Origin of the sequence: Burkholderia sp. Ac-20365 (genome assembly GCF_017104715.1) — a bacterium.
GTDB lineage: Bacteria > Pseudomonadota > Gammaproteobacteria > Burkholderiales > Burkholderiaceae > Paraburkholderia.
In genome coordinates, this window is the sequence record NZ_JAAGPI010000070.1 from 1 (window position 1) to 16,343 (window position 16,343).

The 16,343-nt window shown below is 62.5% G+C and carries 11 protein-coding genes; 5 read left to right on the forward strand and 6 right to left on the reverse strand.

All coding sequences use genetic code 11. From position 1 onward, the window contains the following. The first annotated feature begins 165 nt into the window (after window positions 1-165). The 3 genes from G3O01_RS43695 (at window position 166) to G3O01_RS43705 (ending at window position 3,969) form a co-directional block, all read left to right on the forward strand. On the forward strand, window positions 166-1,434 hold the full coding sequence (locus tag G3O01_RS43695; RefSeq protein ID WP_205813703.1) for a collagen-like triple helix repeat-containing protein: 1,269 nt from the start codon (window positions 166-168) through the stop codon (window positions 1,432-1,434). Window positions 1,435-1,614: 180 nt separating this feature from the next. Next, window positions 1,615-3,300: a ShlB/FhaC/HecB family hemolysin secretion/activation protein gene (locus tag G3O01_RS43700; RefSeq protein ID WP_205813704.1), complete on the forward strand. Its 1,686-nt coding sequence runs from the start codon at window positions 1,615-1,617 to the stop codon at window positions 3,298-3,300. Window positions 3,301-3,483: 183 nt separating this feature from the next. Continuing rightward, window positions 3,484-3,969: a DUF2147 domain-containing protein gene (locus tag G3O01_RS43705; RefSeq protein ID WP_205813705.1), complete on the forward strand. Its 486-nt coding sequence runs from the start codon at window positions 3,484-3,486 to the stop codon at window positions 3,967-3,969. Between the two features lie 129 nt (window positions 3,970-4,098). Here the strand turns inward: G3O01_RS43705 and G3O01_RS43710 are convergent, their stop codons facing one another. From G3O01_RS43710 to typA, 6 genes are all read right to left on the reverse strand, one after another. After that, complete coding sequence (locus G3O01_RS43710) at window positions 4,099-4,557, reverse strand: transposase (protein WP_205813706.1); 459 nt, start codon at window positions 4,555-4,557, stop codon at window positions 4,099-4,101. 160 nt (window positions 4,558-4,717) lie between these two features. Next, window positions 4,718-5,815 (reverse strand): cell division protein ZapE, encoded by a 1,098-nt coding sequence (gene zapE / locus G3O01_RS43715; RefSeq protein WP_205813707.1) that lies wholly within the window; start codon window positions 5,813-5,815, stop codon window positions 4,718-4,720. A gap of 96 nt (window positions 5,816-5,911) precedes the next feature. Next, a complete protein-coding gene (lpdA, locus tag G3O01_RS43720) occupies window positions 5,912-7,342 on the reverse strand; it encodes a dihydrolipoyl dehydrogenase (protein ID WP_205813708.1) in 1,431 nt (476 codons plus the stop codon). Between the two features lie 135 nt (window positions 7,343-7,477). Next, window positions 7,478-8,749: a 2-oxoglutarate dehydrogenase complex dihydrolipoyllysine-residue succinyltransferase gene (gene odhB / locus G3O01_RS43725; protein WP_205813709.1), complete on the reverse strand. Its 1,272-nt coding sequence runs from the start codon at window positions 8,747-8,749 to the stop codon at window positions 7,478-7,480. A 143-nt stretch (window positions 8,750-8,892) separates the two neighbouring features. Next, a complete protein-coding gene (locus G3O01_RS43730; protein ID WP_205813710.1) occupies window positions 8,893-11,754 on the reverse strand; it encodes a 2-oxoglutarate dehydrogenase E1 component in 2,862 nt (953 codons plus the stop codon). A 363-nt stretch (window positions 11,755-12,117) separates the two neighbouring features. After that, on the reverse strand, window positions 12,118-13,944 hold the full coding sequence (gene typA / locus G3O01_RS43735; RefSeq protein ID WP_205813711.1) for a translational GTPase TypA: 1,827 nt from the start codon (window positions 13,942-13,944) through the stop codon (window positions 12,118-12,120). Between the two features lie 313 nt (window positions 13,945-14,257). Between typA and G3O01_RS43740 the strand changes: the two genes are divergently transcribed. Next, window positions 14,258-14,773 (forward strand): MarR family transcriptional regulator, encoded by a 516-nt coding sequence (locus tag G3O01_RS43740; protein ID WP_205813712.1) that lies wholly within the window; start codon window positions 14,258-14,260, stop codon window positions 14,771-14,773. Between the two features lie 57 nt (window positions 14,774-14,830). Beyond that, the gene (locus G3O01_RS43745) at window positions 14,831-16,339 is read left to right on the forward strand and encodes an efflux transporter outer membrane subunit (protein ID WP_205813713.1); all 1,509 of its coding nucleotides are present in this window, start codon (window positions 14,831-14,833) and stop codon (window positions 16,337-16,339) included. Window positions 16,340-16,343 lie beyond the last annotated feature (4 nt).

The following is a 16,343-nucleotide window of genomic DNA, read 5'->3' on the forward strand; positions in this document are numbered from 1 at the left end:
TGTCGGCGGCGTGCTCGGCGGCGCGAAGAAGTAGCGACGGCCGGGCAGCAGCGCGGCGCAGCCGTCGCGCCAACGCCCTCTTCCATTTACACAGCGACTGCAAGCGTGGGGCGACCACCACACGCGAGCGGCTCACGACGTCCATCCGAAACCGAGGAGCACCCCATGCCTACTCAACGTTCGACTTTCTCCGACGCCGCACGCGCGGCCCTCCCGGCGCTGCGCGCGCCCCTCTCCGCACTTGCGCTCGCCTGCCTGCTGGCGGCGTGCGGCGGCCACGGCGTCACCGCGTCGTCGCCGGCAACGCCGTCGAACAGCACGGGCGGCGGCGATACGTCCGGCGGCGGTACCACCACGACCACGGGCACGACCGGCACGGTATCGACGGTCGCCAAGACGGTCGACGATGTCGGCAGCACGCTCGGCTCGGTTTCGCTGCCGGGCGTATCGCCGCAGGTCACGCAAGGACTCGGCAGCACCGTGTCGAGCGCCGGCGGCACCGTCAACGCGCTCGCCGATGCCGTCAGCAACGGCCTCGGGCAGATCGGCTCGACCTCCGACCCGGTCGGCACGACGGTGTCGGGACTCGGCAACGTCGTCAGTTCGACGAGCGGTGTCGTGCACGGCGTCGCCACCACGGTCGACGGCCTCGGCACGGGCAACCTCTCCGCACTCTCGCCCGTCACGACGCCTGTAGCGGGCGCGCTCGACAGCGTCGCCAACGCGCTCAACTCGGGCGGCGCGACGCTTGGCAGCACGCTGGCGTCGGCACCCGTACAACAGGTCACGCAACCGCTCAGTACAGCGATCACGCCGCTCGTCATCACGCTCGGCCAGGCCACGCAGACGGTCGGCACGACGACGGGGCTCGGCACGCCCGTGTCCGGCGTACTCGCGAAGGTCGGCGGCGCGCTGCAGAGCGCGGGCGGCACCGTCGGCGGCGCGACGACAAATCCGCTCGGCGGTGACGTGGGCTCGCTGGTCGGCTCGCTCGGCAACACGGTCACGAATGCGGGCGGTCTCGTCAATCCGAACGGCCCGAACGGGTATGCGCCGATTCCGGGGCTGATCGTGAGCCTCGTCGGTGGGTCGACGGCACTCGTGCGGCCCGGCCCGCCGGCGGCGACGGGTGGCCTGCTGAGCCCGCTTACGGGTCTGCTCGCGGGTGGCGGTCTCGGCGACGGCGGGCTCGGTTCACTCTCGACGCTGCTCGGCAGCACGCCGCTGTCGGGCGCTGTGTCGGGCACCGGCTCGAGCAACCCGCTCTCGGCAGTGACCGGCGCACTCGGCGGTGCTACGGGCGGCAGCGGCTCGGGCAGCAATCCCCTCGCTCCCGTGACGGGCCTCGTCGGCACGCTCACGAGCACGCTGAGTTCGACGACGGGCGGTTCCACGCCGCTCGTCGGCGGCCTGCTGCCTTCGGCGAAGAAGTAAAGCGCTCATGCGGGCTGCGCGCCGCGTGCTTCCCACGAGATGAAGCACACGGCGCAGCCCGTACTCAGGACGCGCGCAAGCAACTGCATCAACGAACCATACGAATACGAGAGAAGCTGACGCGATGCCCGGCCAGGCGCACGTCGGTACAAGAACAACGGGCCTTCCGAGGATAAACCGATGAAATTCGGGACCAGGCAATGGACACTCATGCTCGCGATCATCACTGCGAGCGCGGTTCAGGCGCAGACGCGCCCCGCTGTCAGCGGCAACCCGCTCGATGCGCTTCCGCAAATCAAGGCGCCTGAAAAAGGCCCGAACGCGACCGCGCAGATCCAGCCGCAAGCACCGCAACTTCAGGAACTGCTCGCGCGGCATCTCACGCCGACGAAGATCGAAGTGGAAGGCGTCAGGTCGATCCCGTTCAACGAAGTCGCGCAGCGCTTCACGCCGATGGTCGGCAAGGACATCACGATCGGCCAGCTGATCGAAGAAGCGAACGGCGTCACGCGGCTTTATCAGGAACGCGGCTATGCGCTGTCGTTTGCGTTCGTGCCGGCGCAGACCTTCGAGAACGGCGTCGTGCGCGTGACGATCGTCGAGGGCTATGTCGCGAATGTGAAGGTGACGGGCAAGCCCGGCAAGACGGAGGACAAGATCCGCGCGATCGCCGCGCACATCACGGCGGACCGGCCGCTGCGCCGCACTACCTTCGAGCGCTACATCAACGCGATGGGCCTGCTGCCCGGCGTCAAGGTCGCGGCCAACGTGCCGCCGCCGCAGAACACCGACGGCGCGACCACGCTCGAACTGAACGTAGAGCGCAAGGCCTTCGATGTCAGCACGGGTATCGACTTCAATCATCCCGGCGTGCAAGGGCTGCTGACGGCGACGGAGAACGGATTGACGTCGCTCGGCGAGCAGTTGAGCGTGTCCGCACTGCTGCCGAAGGGACGCGACAACATCACGTATCTCGCCGCGCATGGCGCGCTGCCTATCGGCACGGAAGGCATGACTGCGAAGATCGACGCATCGCACTATCGCGGCAATCCGAAAGACAACCCCGGCTTGCCGTCGTATGTCGAACGGACGGTGATCAACGACAAGATCGGCGGCTCGCTGTCGTATCCGTTCATCCTGAGCAACACGCGCAGCCTGACGGGAACGGCGACGGCCTACGCATCGCACGATGAAGACCGCTTCAACAACACGATCACGGGCGCGGCCATCGGTCTGCGCTCGCAGGTGCGCGTACTGCAATTGCAGGCGGACTATGCCGAAGTGAAAACAGGCCAGGTGCGCAAGGCCAGTATCAACGTGGCGAAGGCGTTCGATATTCTCGGCGCAGGCAAGGCCGGCGATTCGAACATTCCCGGCACGACCACCGTGAACCCGGCATCGATCACCTTCGTGCGCACGGGCGCGAGCGCGTCGCAGAGCAATGAGTGGCCGCTTGGCATCGGCACCACGGTCGCCGCGACGGGACAATACAGCCCCGATACGCTGCCGACTTCCGAGCAGATTTCATTCGGCGCGCAACGCTTCGCACAGGGCTACCAACCGGGCGAGACATCGGGCGATTCGGGCTGGGGCGCGTCGTTCGAGGTCAATCGCGCGATCGCGCTCGGCTTCACGTATTTGCGCACGATCACGCCCTATGTGTCGTTCGATATGGCACGCGTCTATCTGCATGCCGGCACGCCGCAGCCGAAGAAACTTTCATCGGTGGCAATCGGCTTTCGGATCTCCGACGCGAAGTATTACAGCCTCGATCTGTCCGTTGCGAAAGCGGTCGGCGATGCGCCTGTTGAAAGCGCGTCGCGCAGCCCGCGCATCAACGCGACGTTCTCGTATCAGTTGAACTAAGGTGTGCCGCGGCGTCCATGAAAGGAAGCCTCCAATTAGAGGCTTCACTATCAAACGACGCCGGCACTTTCACGTATTCTGCCTTTCCAACCCGAAGAAACCAGGCATGGCGCCGCCTCGCATCAGCATTCATACGGCGCCGCGCGACATCCATCGCGACGATTTCCAACAAGGAGGACGACAATGACTTCACTCACCTTGCGCGCGCGTTTTGCGCCCGGCAGCATATTGAAGCAGGCGGTCATCGCGGGCGCGCTGCTCGCCAGCGCCGTCACCGCGTTTGCGCAAGCCGACTCGCCTGTCGGCACCTGGCAAACCATCGACGATCACACGGGACAGCCCAAGGCGCTCGTGCAGATCTCGCAAGACGCGGCTGGCAATCTCAGCGGCAAGGTCATCAAGGGGCTCGGCGCGAACGATCAGCCCGATCGCCGCTGCACTGCCTGCACGGACGCACGCAAGGATCAGCCGATTCTCGGCATGACGATCATCAGTGACATGAAGAAGGACGGCGAAGGCTGGGACGGCGGGCAGATTCTCGACCCGGAAAACGGCAAGCTGTACAAGTGCAAGATGCGCGTCGAAGACGGTGGACAGAAGCTGGTGGTGCGCGGGTATATCGGCGTGTCGCTGCTGGGGCGCTCGCAGACGTGGGTTCGTCAGAACTGACGTTGCTGCGGGGCGCACTTGCTGCATGACTAAAGGTGCAGCAAGACGAAAAAAAGCCGGCCTGGCGATAATGCTCGCCAGGCCGGCTTTTTGTTTTCATTTTCGCTTGCGCTCAATTCGTTCGATCCGTCATGCCGCATTCTTGAAAGGACTGGTGTAGTCGAACACCAGTGGCGCAACCGGCACGCTCGACGGCGGTGTGAAGATCGGCAAGGCGGGCATGGACGGTTGCGGATGGGCTGCGTCGTTTGCGGCCGCAAGCGCGTTCGGTGCGTGGGTGCGCATGCGGGCTTCCATCGTGTTGCACAGTTCGTTGCCGGCGTCGCCGAACAGTTGATCCATCACGCGCTTCAGCACGCCAGCCTGATGCCACGCCTTGAAGCGGCGATGGCAAGTTTGATACGACGGGTATTTGCGCGGCATGGCCGACCAGGTGGCGCCGCTGTAGATCACCCAGAGCACGCCGTTGAGCACGGAGCGGGTGTTGGCAAGAGGACGGCCGCGCAGTTCGGAACGTGGACGCAGTTCCGGCAGCAGCGGCGCGACGCGCTGCCATTCATCATCGGTGATATCGCGATAAGGTGTCATGGGTTTCTCCATTCGTCATGAGTACGTCGACGATATAGAGTCCCTCCACTACCGAATATCAGACCAGTCCGAATCTTGAAAAAGCACCGCCAGCCCGCCGCCGTAAGGTTCTGCGCGTATTGCGCTATCCCAAACGGGGCAGAGTCGAACGGAAATTTGCTCAGGTCAGCGATGTATCGACGATCCGTCGCGGCGTATCCAGATATTCCTGCGATTGCATTTCGACGATACGCGAAACCGTGCGCGTGAACTCGTTGGCCATTGGGCCTTCCGTATAGAGTTCCTCGGGCGGCACGGCAGCCGACATCAGCAGCTTGACCTTGTGATCGTAGAACACGTCGATCAGCCACGTGAAGCGACGCGCTTCGGACTGCATACGAGGCGTCATCTGCGGGATGCCGGACAAAATCACCGCATGGAAGCGGCTCGCCAGTTCGAGGTAGTCGTTCTGCGAGCGCGGACCGCCGCACAGCGTCGCGAAGTCGAACCAGACAACGCCATCCGCGCGGCGCAGCGCCTTCAGTTCGCGCTTCTCGATGTGCAGCAGCGGGCTTTCGTCGGGCACGGCGGCGAGCTTGCTGAATGCGTCGCGCAATGCCTTGTCGGAGGCTGCGCCGAGCGGGGTGTGATACACCTCGACTTGCGACAGCGTGCGACGACGATAGTCGATACCTGCATCGACGTTGATCACGTCGAGCTTGCTCTTGATCAGTTCGATCGCGGGCAGCAGGCGGTCGCGATGCAAACCATCGGGATACAGCAGATCGGGATCGTAGTTGGACGTCATCACGAACTGCACGCCGTTGTTGAACAGCCGGTCAAGCAGCCGATACAGGATCATCGCGTCCGCTATATCGGACACGTGGAATTCGTCGAAACAGATCAGCCGGTAACGCTTCGCGATGCGTCGCGCGAGTTCGTCGAGCGGATCGGCCTGGCCCTTCAGTTCTTCGAGTTCGCGATGCACTTCCCGCATGAACTCGTGAAAATGCAGACGCGTCTTACGCACCAGCGGCACGATTGCGTAAAAGCTGTCCATCAGGAAGCTCTTTCCGCGCCCCACCCCGCCCCACATATAGACGCCCTTAGGCAGATCCGGATGCATGATCAGCTTCATAAAGGCGTTCGGACGACGTGCCTTATACGCGGCCCATTCTTCATAGCACCGCTGCAGACGATCGACGGCCGCGCGTTGCGCCGGATCGGATTGATATCCCCGTGTCTGCAGTTCCTGTTCGTAGTATTCGGTGACGTTCATTTCGTGAGGCAGCAATGAAGAAGGCGGGAGGGATTCAACCCACCCGCCTTCGTCGTGTTTCGCGTTCAGCCCGAATCAGATTCGGGCAGATGCGTCTTACATGTTCAGCGCGCGCTTGTCGACGGCGAGCGCCGCTTCACGCATCACTTCAGACAGCGACGGGTGCGGATGGCAGATACGGCCGATGTCTTCCGACGCAGCCTTGAACTCCATCGCGACAACGGCTTCGGCGATCAGATCCGACGCGTTCGCCGAGATGATGTGCACGCCGAGCAGTTCGTCCGTCTTCGCGTCGGCGATCATCTTGACGAAACCATCCGCCTTGTTGATGCCGAGCGCGCGGCCGTTGGCCATGAACGGGAACTGGCCCGTCTTGACTTCGCGGCCTTCCGCCTTGAGCTGCTGTTCCGTCTTGCCAACCCACGCGATTTCCGGTTCCGTGTAGATGACCCACGGCACGCAGTTGTAATCGATGTGCGGCTTCTGGCCGTCGATCACTTCCGCGACCAGCACGCCTTCGTCTTCTGCCTTGTGCGCGAGCATCGGGCCACGCACCACGTCGCCGATTGCGTACACGTTCGGCACCGACGTCGCGCAGTGGTCGTCGACGTCGATGAAACCGCGCTCGTTCGCCTTCAGGCCGATCGCTTCGAGGCCGAGGTTGTCCGTGTTCGGCACGCGGCCGATCGACACGATCAGGCGGTCCGCGTCGAGCGTCTTCGCGTTGCCGTCCTTGTCCGTGTACGAGATCGACACGCTGTTGTCAGTCGTCTTCACTTCGCCGACCTTCACGCCGACGTGAATGTCGAGACCCTGCTTCTTGAACTGCTTGGCAGCTTCCTTCGCGAGCGCCTGGTCAGCGGCACCGAGGAATTCCGGCAGCGCTTCCAGCACGGTCACTTCCGCGCCCAGACGACGCCAAACCGAACCGAGTTCCAGGCCGATCACGCCAGCGCCGATCACGGCGAGCTTCTTCGGCACTTCGGTGAACGACAGCGCGCCTTCGTTATCGGCAACGATCTTGTTGTCGACGGGAACGTTCGGCAGGTGACGCGCCTTCGAGCCCGTCGCGATGATCACGTTCTTGGCCGTGACCACTTCCGTTTCGCCTTCGCCTGACACTTCGATCTGCACGCCGGCGTCCGTCTTGCCCGTGAACTTGCCATGGCCCTTGAGCCACGTGATCTTGTTCTTGCGGAACAGGAACTCGATGCCCTTCGTCATCTTCTCGACGATGCCTTCCTTGCGGGCCAGCATCTTCGCGATATCGACCTGCACGTTTTCCACGCTGATGCCGTGGTCCGCGAGGTGATGTTGCGCGTTCTCGAACTCTTCCGACGATGCGAGCAGCGCCTTCGACGGAATGCAGCCGACGTTCAGGCACGTGCCGCCCAGCTTCAGCGCGCCGGCCGGGTTCTTCCACTTTTCGATACAGGCAACCGTCTTGCCGAGCTGCGCAGCGCGAATGGCCGCGATATAGCCGCCGGGACCGGCACCGATCACGACGACGTCAAATTCTTTGGACATGACTATCCTTTTTGGCTAGCCGACGCGGCCGCGCTTCGCGGCGCGCGTGGCTTCAGATACTGCGGAAATGCGAGAAACACCCGATGCATATATCGCGACGGCGGCTTGAAACTTCAAGCCGCCGTGCGGGATGCATTACAGGTCGAGCAGCAGACGGGCCGGATCTTCTAGCGCGTCCTTCATCGCGACCAGCGACAGAACCGCTTCGCGGCCGTCGATGATACGGTGGTCGTACGACAGCGCCAGATAGTTCATCGGGCGGATCACGATCTGGCCGTTTTCGACCACAGCGCGTTCCTTCGTTGCGTGCACGCCGAGAATGGCCGACTGCGGCGGGTTGATGATCGGCGTCGACAGCATCGAGCCGAACACACCGCCGTTCGAGATCGAGAACGTACCGCCCGTCATTTCTTCGATCGACAGCTTGCCGTCCTTCGCCTTCTGGCCGAATTCGGCAATCTTCTTTTCGATGTCCGCGAGGCTCATCTGGTCGGCGTTGCGCAGGATCGGCACCACCAGACCGCGCGGCGAACCGACAGCGATACCGATGTCGAAGTAGCCGTGATAGACGATGTCGTTACCGTCGATCGAAGCGTTCACCAGCGGGAACTTCTTCAGCGCGTGGACAGCCGCCTTCACGAAGAACGACATGAAGCCGAGCTTCACGCCATGTTCCTTCTCGAACTTGTCCTTGTACTTGTTGCGCAGATCCATGACCGGCGCCATGTTCACTTCGTTGAACGTCGTGAGGATGGCGTTGGTTTGCTGCGACTCGAGCAGACGCTCGGCGATACGCGCACGCAGACGCGACATCGGCACGCGTTGTTCCGGACGGTCCTTCAGCCACTGGTCGGCCGATGCCGGTGCGTTCACTTGCGGCAGCGACGGCTTCGCAGCCTTCGGAGCAGCAGCGGGTGCCGGTGCAGCCTTGGCAGCCGGTGCGCCAGCGCCCAGCGCGTCCTGCTTCGTCACGCGGCCGTCGCGGCCCGTGCCGGCGACGTCGCCAGCAGCGACGCCCTTTTCTGCCAGGATCTTCGTTGCAGCGGGCGACGCAACCGTGCTCGCACCTGCCACAGCGGCGGCTTGCGCCGGCGCGGCTGCGGCTGCCGGCTCAGCTTGCGGAGCGGGCTTGACTTCGGCTTCGACAGCCGCTGCACCCGGCTTGCCTTCCGTGTCGATCTTGGCGATCACTTCGTCGGCGACGACGATGTCGCCGTCGTTCTTGATGACTTGCGCGAGCACGCCAGCCGACGGTGCCGGCACTTCGAGCACGACCTTGTCGGTTTCGATTTCGATCAGGATTTCGTCTTGAGCGACAGCCTCACCGGGCTTCTTCTTCCACTGCAGCATGGTCGCTTCCGAAACCGACTCGGACAGCTGGGGGACCTTGACTTCAACAATAGCCATTTGATTTCTCTGAATACGTATCGGATGACAACGAACCTTGTGCGAGCCGCGTCCGATATTTGCGCGCAGAAACGCGCTTACATGGGATGGTTCAGACGCGGGGCGGGAAAGCGCTCAGCGCTTTCCCGGTTCGCTCTCTGTGGTTATTTAACGATGGACGCGCCTTTCAGACGGCCAAACGCGCCTTCGATCAGCGCCTTCTGCTGCTCGTAGTGCTTCGCGTAGTAGCCGACAGCGGGCGATGCCGAAGCAGGACGGCCGCTGTATGCCAGCTTCTGTCCTTCCTTCATGCCTTCGCGCAGGTGATGTTCGATGTAGAACCACGGGCCCTGATTCTGCGGCTCGTCCTGCACCCACACCACTTCGGTTGCGTTGTCGTACTTCTTCAGTTCGGCTTCGAACTGCTTGTGCGCGAACGGATACAGCTGTTCGATACGCACGATCGCGACGTCGTTCGACTTCGCTTCGCGGCGATGCGCGACGAGGTCGTAGTACACGCGGCCCGAGCAGACCACCACGCGCTTGACCTTCTTCGCGTCGATCGAATCGTCCACTTCGCCGATGACCGGCTGGAACGAACCCTTCGCGAGTTCCGACAGATCCGACACGGCTTCCTTGTGACGCAGCAGCGACTTCGGCGTGAAGACGATGAGCGGCTTGCGGAACAGACGGATCATCTGGCGGCGCAGCAGGTGGAAGATCTGCGCCGGCGTGGTCGGCTGAACGACCTGCATGTTGTGGTCAGCGCACAGCTGCAGGAAGCGCTCGATACGTGCCGACGAGTGCTCCGGACCCTGGCCTTCGTAGCCGTGCGGCAGCAGCATCGTCAGGCCCGACACGCGGCCCCACTTCACTTCGCCCGACGAGATGAACTGGTCGATCACGACCTGCGCGCCGTTCACGAAGTCGCCGAACTGCGCTTCCCACGCAACGAACGTGTTCGGTTCAGCCGTCGAGTAACCGTATTCGAAGCCAAGCACGGCTTCTTCCGACAGCACCGAGTCGATCACCGTGAACTTCGCCTGACCTTCGGCGATGTTCTGCAGCGGCACGTACGTGCCGTCGTTCCAGCGTTCGCGGTTCTGGTCGTGCAGCACAGCGTGACGGTGCGTGAACGTGCCACGGCCCGAGTCCTGACCCGTCAGACGCACGGCGTAGCCCGATGCGACCAGCGATGCGAATGCCAGATGCTCGCCCATGCCCCAGTCGAGCTTTGCTTCGCCACGGCCCATTGCACGGCGGTCGTTGATCACACGCTCGACGAGCGGGTGAACCTTGAAGCCTTCGGGAACCGTCGTGACGCGCTCGGCCAGACGCTTGAGTTCGGCGAGCGGAACAGCCGTGTCAGCCGAATCCGTCCACTTGCGGTTCAGGAACGGAACCCAGTCGACTGCGTACTTGCTCTTGTAGTTCGACAGAACCGGGTCGACCGTGTGGTGACCTTCGTCCATCGCCTTGCGGAACGCCTTGACGAATTCGTCGCCTTCGTCAGCCGAGATAACGCCTTGCTGCACGAGCTTTTCAGCGTACAGCGCGCGCGTGCCCGGGTGCTTGGCGATCGTCTTGTACATCAGCGGCTGCGTGACAGCCGGCGTGTCCTGCTCATTGTGACCCAGCTTGCGGAAGCAGATGATGTCGATCACGACATCCTTGTGGAACTGCATACGGAAGTCGATGGCCATTTGCGTAGCCAGCACGACCGCTTCCGGATCGTCGCCGTTCACGTGCAGCACGGGCGCCTCGATCATCTTGACCACGTCCGAGCAGTACAGCGTGGAGCGCGCATCGCGCGGGTCCGACGTCGTGAAACCGATCTGGTTGTTGATGACGATGTGCAGCGTGCCGTGCGTGCCGTAACCGCGCGTTTGCGCGAGGTTCAGCGTTTCCATCACGACGCCCTGGCCTGCGAAAGCCGCGTCGCCGTGGATCTGCACGGGCAGAACCTGCAAGCCCTGCTCGTCGCCGCGACGGTCCATACGCGCCTTCGCCGAACCTTCGACCACCGGGTTGACGATTTCGAGGTGCGACGGGTTGAACGCGAGCGACAGGTGAACCGGGCCGCCTTCCGTCGCGATGTCCGACGAGAAGCCTTTGTGATACTTGACGTCGCCTGCGGGCAGATCGTCGACGTGCTTGCCTTCGAATTCGGCAAACAGGTCAGCGGGCATCTTGCCCAGCGTGTTGACCAGCACATTCAGACGGCCGCGGTGCGCCATGCCGATGACGATTTCCTGCACGCCGCTCTTGCCTGCGTGATGCACGACTTCGTCCATCGATGCGATGAAGCTTTCGCCGCCTTCCAGCGAGAAGCGCTTCTGACCGACGTACTTGGTGTGCAGGAAGCGCTCGAGGCCTTCTGCTGCCGTCAGACGGTTCAGGATGTGCTTCTTCTTGTCGTTCGAGAAGTTCGGTGTCGAGCGGATCGACTCGAGCTTCTCTTTCCACCAGCGCTTCTGTTCCGGATCGCTCAGGTACATGTACTCGGCGCCGATGGTGCCGCAGTACGTGTCGCGCAACGCCTTGACGATATCCCGCAGCGAAGCCTGTTCGAAACCGAAGTACAGGTTGTTCGTGTTGAACGTCTGGTCCATGTCGGCTTCGGTGAAGTCGTAGAACGCAGGTTCAAGTTCGGGAATAGCGGGACGTTCGCGGCGCTTCAGAGGATCGAGGTTGGCCCATTGCGAGCCGAGGAAGCGATATGCGCCGATGAGGGACTGCACATAGACCTGCTTGCGCGCGGTAGTGAGATCTTCACCGCCCGCACCCGGACGGGGCAGGAAGGCATTTGCCTTTGCGCGTTGAGCAAACGATTCGACGATCGGGCCATGAGCCACGTCGTTAACAGCCGTGCCGTCCGATGCCGGGACGTTCTGCAACGCGTCGAAATAGTTGCGCCAGGTCTCGGGCACTGACGCCGGATTGTCGAGATATGCTTCGTACAACTCTTCTACGTACGGAGCATTGCCGCCGAACAGATACGAGTTCGACTGGAATTGCTTCATCATTTTACGCTCACCTTTCTTCGAGCTTCTCGAGAAATAGCGGGTTACTGAACCTTCCGCGACACGGCCTGACCGTTTAGCGGATTGCGCGAATCAAGTCTTGCTTGGAAGGACCTAAACTTGCACTCGCGGGAGCATAGCACAGAACCTATAGTTGACATAGGACAGCCCCCTATTGCAAACCCCGTGGTACGGGGGTTTGCGGCAAGTTTTATGCTTGCTGCAACAGTGTTTGCGGCACTGCAGAAGAATACTTTAGGCGCTTATCGAAAGCGCTGCAGCGAAACGCGCAAAACGGCATGCCCGCAATGCAAAAAGCCGCCCGAGGGCGGCTTTTTGCTGGGACCTCCGCAAAACTTCGCGCGATCAGTCGACGGCGGCTTCGCGGCTTGCGCGACGGCGCTCGTGCTCCTTCAGGAAACGCTTGCGCAGACGGATGCTTTGCGGCGTGACTTCAACGAGTTCGTCGTCGTCGATGAATTCGACGGCGTATTCCAGCGACATCTGGACAGGCGGAACGAGACGCACGGCTTCGTCCGTACCCGACGCGCGCACGTTGGTCAGCTGCTTGCCCTTGATCGGGTTCACGACGAGGTCGTTGTCACGGCTGTGAATGCCGATGATCATGCCTTCGTACAGCGCGTCGCCCGGCTTCACGAACATGCGACCGCGATCCTGCAGCTTCCACAGTGCGTAGGCGACAGCGGCGCCGTCGTCCTGCGAGATCAGCACGCCGTTACGGCGCTCGCCGAGCGAACCTTCCTTGAGCGGCAGGTATTCGTCGAACACGTGGCTCATCAGGCCCGTGCCGCGCGTGAGCGTCATGAACTCGCCCTGGAAGCCGATCAGGCCACGCGCCGGAATACGGTACTCGAGACGCGTACGACCACGGCCGTCCGACGCCATGTCGAGCATTTCACCCTTACGGCGGCCGAGTTCTTCCATCACGCCGCCCTGATGCCCGTCTTCGACGTCGACCGTCAGCAGTTCGTACGGCTCGTGCTTCACGCCGTCGACTTCATGCAGCACCACGCGCGGACGCGACACGGCCAGTTCGTAGCCTTCGCGACGCATGTTCTCGACGAGAATGGTCAGGTGCAGTTCGCCGCGGCCCGACACTTCGAATACGGTTTCGTCGCCGGTATCTTTCACGCGCAGCGCGACGTTGTGGTTCAGCTCCTTCATCAGACGGTCGCGGATCTGGCGGCTCGTCACGAACTTGCCTTCCTTGCCAGCCAGCGGCGACGAGTTGACGAGGAAGTTCATCGTCAGCGTCGGTTCGTCGACGGTGATCATCGGCAGCGCTTCGGGCGCTTCCGGCGCGCAGATCGTCGCGCCGATACCAACTTCTTCAATACCGTTGATCAGCACGATGTCGCCGGCTTCAGCTTCAGCAACCTGCACGCGCTCGAGACCTTCGAACGACAGCACCTGATTGATCTTGCGGTTCAGGATTTCGCCTTCCGGGCCGAAACGCAGGACCACTTGCTGACCCGGCTTGATGCGACCGCGCGTGATACGGCCCACGCCGATACGGCCAACGTACGTCGAATAGTCGAGCGACGTGATCTGCAACTGGAGCGGGCCGTCCGGATCGGCCGGACGCACGGGCACGTGCTCCAGAATGGCTTCGAACAGCGGACGCATGTCGCCTTCGCGCACGCTCGGATCGAGACCGGCGTAACCGTTCAGGCCCGACGCGTAGACGATCGGGAAATCGAGCTGGTCTTCCGTTGCGCCGAGCTTGTCGAACAGGTCGAACGTCTGGTTGATCACCCAGTCGATACGCGCGCCCGGACGGTCAATCTTGTTGATCACGACGATCGGCTTCAGACCCAGCGCGAGCGCCTTCTTCGTCACGAAGCGGGTTTGCGGCATCGGGCCTTCGACCGCGTCGACCAGCAGCAGCACGGAGTCGACCATCGACAGCACGCGCTCCACTTCACCGCCGAAGTCGGCGTGGCCCGGGGTGTCGACGATGTTGATGTGCGTGCCTTCGTACTGCACGGCGCAGTTCTTGGCGAGAATCGTGATGCCACGCTCTTTTTCGATGTCGTTCGAGTCCATCACGCGCTCAGCAATCTGCTGGTTTTCGCGGAAGGTGCCGGACTGGCGGAGCAGCTGGTCGACGAGCGTGGTCTTGCCGTGGTCGACGTGAGCAATGATGGCGATGTTGCGGAGAGCGCGGGACATAGGAACCTGGAGACGCTGGGATACATGTGGAGTGCGCCACCTGCCCAGCTACCTTCGCCAAGCCCAAAGCGCACTTTTGGGAACCAATAAGTATAGCACGGACCGGTGACGCTTTTCTGGTATTCCCTGATGGCGCGCGTCGGCGTCTCGATAAAACGACGCTCGCGCCCTCTTCCTGCACCCTCCAGCCGGCCCGATCGGTACTTTCTTACCGTGCAAGATAGATATTTGCCTAAGCCGTAATAACGCTTGCCGCGTCAATTAATCGTCTCTACAATCGTGCATAGTCAACCATTGCATTCGCACGAGAATCATGTCCGAACCGTCTCGCACGCCCGCGCCTGAAGTCGCCGAATACCAATTAGGCGAAAGCGTCGGCTATCTGATTTCGCGCGTGAAGTCGACCATGTCGAACCTCGTGACGCAACGAACCATGGCCGAGCTCGGCATTACCAGCCAGCAGGCCAGCGTGCTGTTCATGGTCGCCAGCGGCAAATGCCTGCTCGCGGCCGAACTGGCGCGGGAGTACGGCATCGACGCGAGCGCCGTCACGCGTCTGATCGATCGTCTGGAGAAGCGCGGCCTGCTCACGCGGGTGCGCAGCGCCGAAGACCGGCGTGCCGTGCGGCTCGCGCTGACGGACGAAGGTCACGCCATCGCGGCGCGTATGCCGGCCGTTTTCACCAGCGTGACCGACAAACTTCTATCTGGTTTTTCTCCTGAGGAAACGGGATTCCTCAAGAGTCTTCTGAGGCGCGTGCTCGCTAATAGCTGCGAAGCGATGGGCGAAACCCGTGACTCGGCAAGCAATACCGATAGTAAATCGTAAGAAATTAGTTGCATCGTCCATCATAGAAAAATGTCATTACACGCAAAGAGTCGAGCGATGAAATTCATTTCCAGGCCCGCGCAGGTTTCATCGCGCCGGGCGGCTGTCGTCGCGGCCGTGGCGGCGTTCACCCTCGCTGGCTGTGCGAACTACTTCGATCTGAAGGACGACAAGCAGATTGCGCAGGTCTCGCAGTTCGAAGCGTCGCAAAGCCTGCCCGCCCAAGGGGGCCAGTGGCCGACGCTCGACTGGGCCAGCCAGTTCGGCGATCCGCAACTGCCGAAGCTGATTGCGGAGGCGCTCGAAGGCAGCCCGTCCATCGCGCAGGCGCAGGCGCGCATTGCGAAGGCCTCGTCCTATATCGAAACGTCGAAGTCGGCGCTGTATCCGAAGGTCGAAGGCAGCTATTCGTGGACGCGCGAGCTGTATTCCGCCAACGCCCTGTTCCCGCCGCCGTATGGTGGGACGTGGTACAGCGAGAACAACGTGCTCGCCAGCGCTTCCTGGGATCTCGACCTGTGGGGTAAGAACCGTCAACGGCTCGGCCAGGCCGTGTCGCAGGAAAAAGCTGCCGAAGCAGACATGCAGCAGGCGCGCGTGACGCTCGCGGCGTCGGTGGCGCGCACGTACAACACGCTCGCGCAGCTCTACGCGCTGCGCGATATCGCCGATCGCGAGATCAAGAACCGTCAGACGGTTGGCACGATCACGAACGACCGTGTGCGAGCCGGTCTCGACACGAACGTCGAGCGTCAGACGTCCAATGGCAACATTGCGACGAGCCAGTCGAACCTGACGGAGCTCGACGGCCAGATCTCGACCACCCGCTACCAGCTCGGCGCGCTGCTCGGCAAAGGGCCGGACCGTGGCCTGCAGATCGCCAAACCGGTGTTCAATCCGGGCGGCGCGGTTGCGCTGCCCGACAACGTGCCCGCCGATCTCATTTCCCGTCGCCCGGACATCGTCGCCGCGCGCTGGCAGGTCGAAGCCGCGATGCACGACGTGAAGGAAGCGAAGGCCGAATTCTTCCCGGACGTGAATCTCGCGGCCGGCTTTGGCTTCGATGCGTTCGGTTGGGGCAAGTTTTTGACCTCGTCGAGCCGCCAGATCCAGTTCGGCCCGGCCATTCACCTGCCGATCTTCGACGCCGGCGCATTGCGCTCGCAGTTGAAGGGCCGCTACGCGGATTTCGACCTCTACGTCGCGAACTACAACCAGACGCTGATCAGCGCGCTGTCGGATGTCGCCACGCAGATCACGTCGATCCGCTCGCTCGACAAACAGGCGGGCGACGCACAACGCGCGCTCGACGCGTCGACCAAGGCGTACGAGCTTGCCGTGATCCGCTACAAGGCGGGACTCTCGCCGCAACTGCAGGTGCTGACGGCCGACCAGAACCGCCTCGCCGCCGAACAGACGGTGACGAACCTGAAAATGCGCCGGCGCGATCTGCAGTTTGCGCTGATCAAGGCGCTCGGCGGTGGTTTCGACGCGACGCAAACGGGCCTCATCGTGCCGACGGACGCGCCTGCATCGTCGGCCTCGACGGCGCATGCGGCGAACTGAGCGC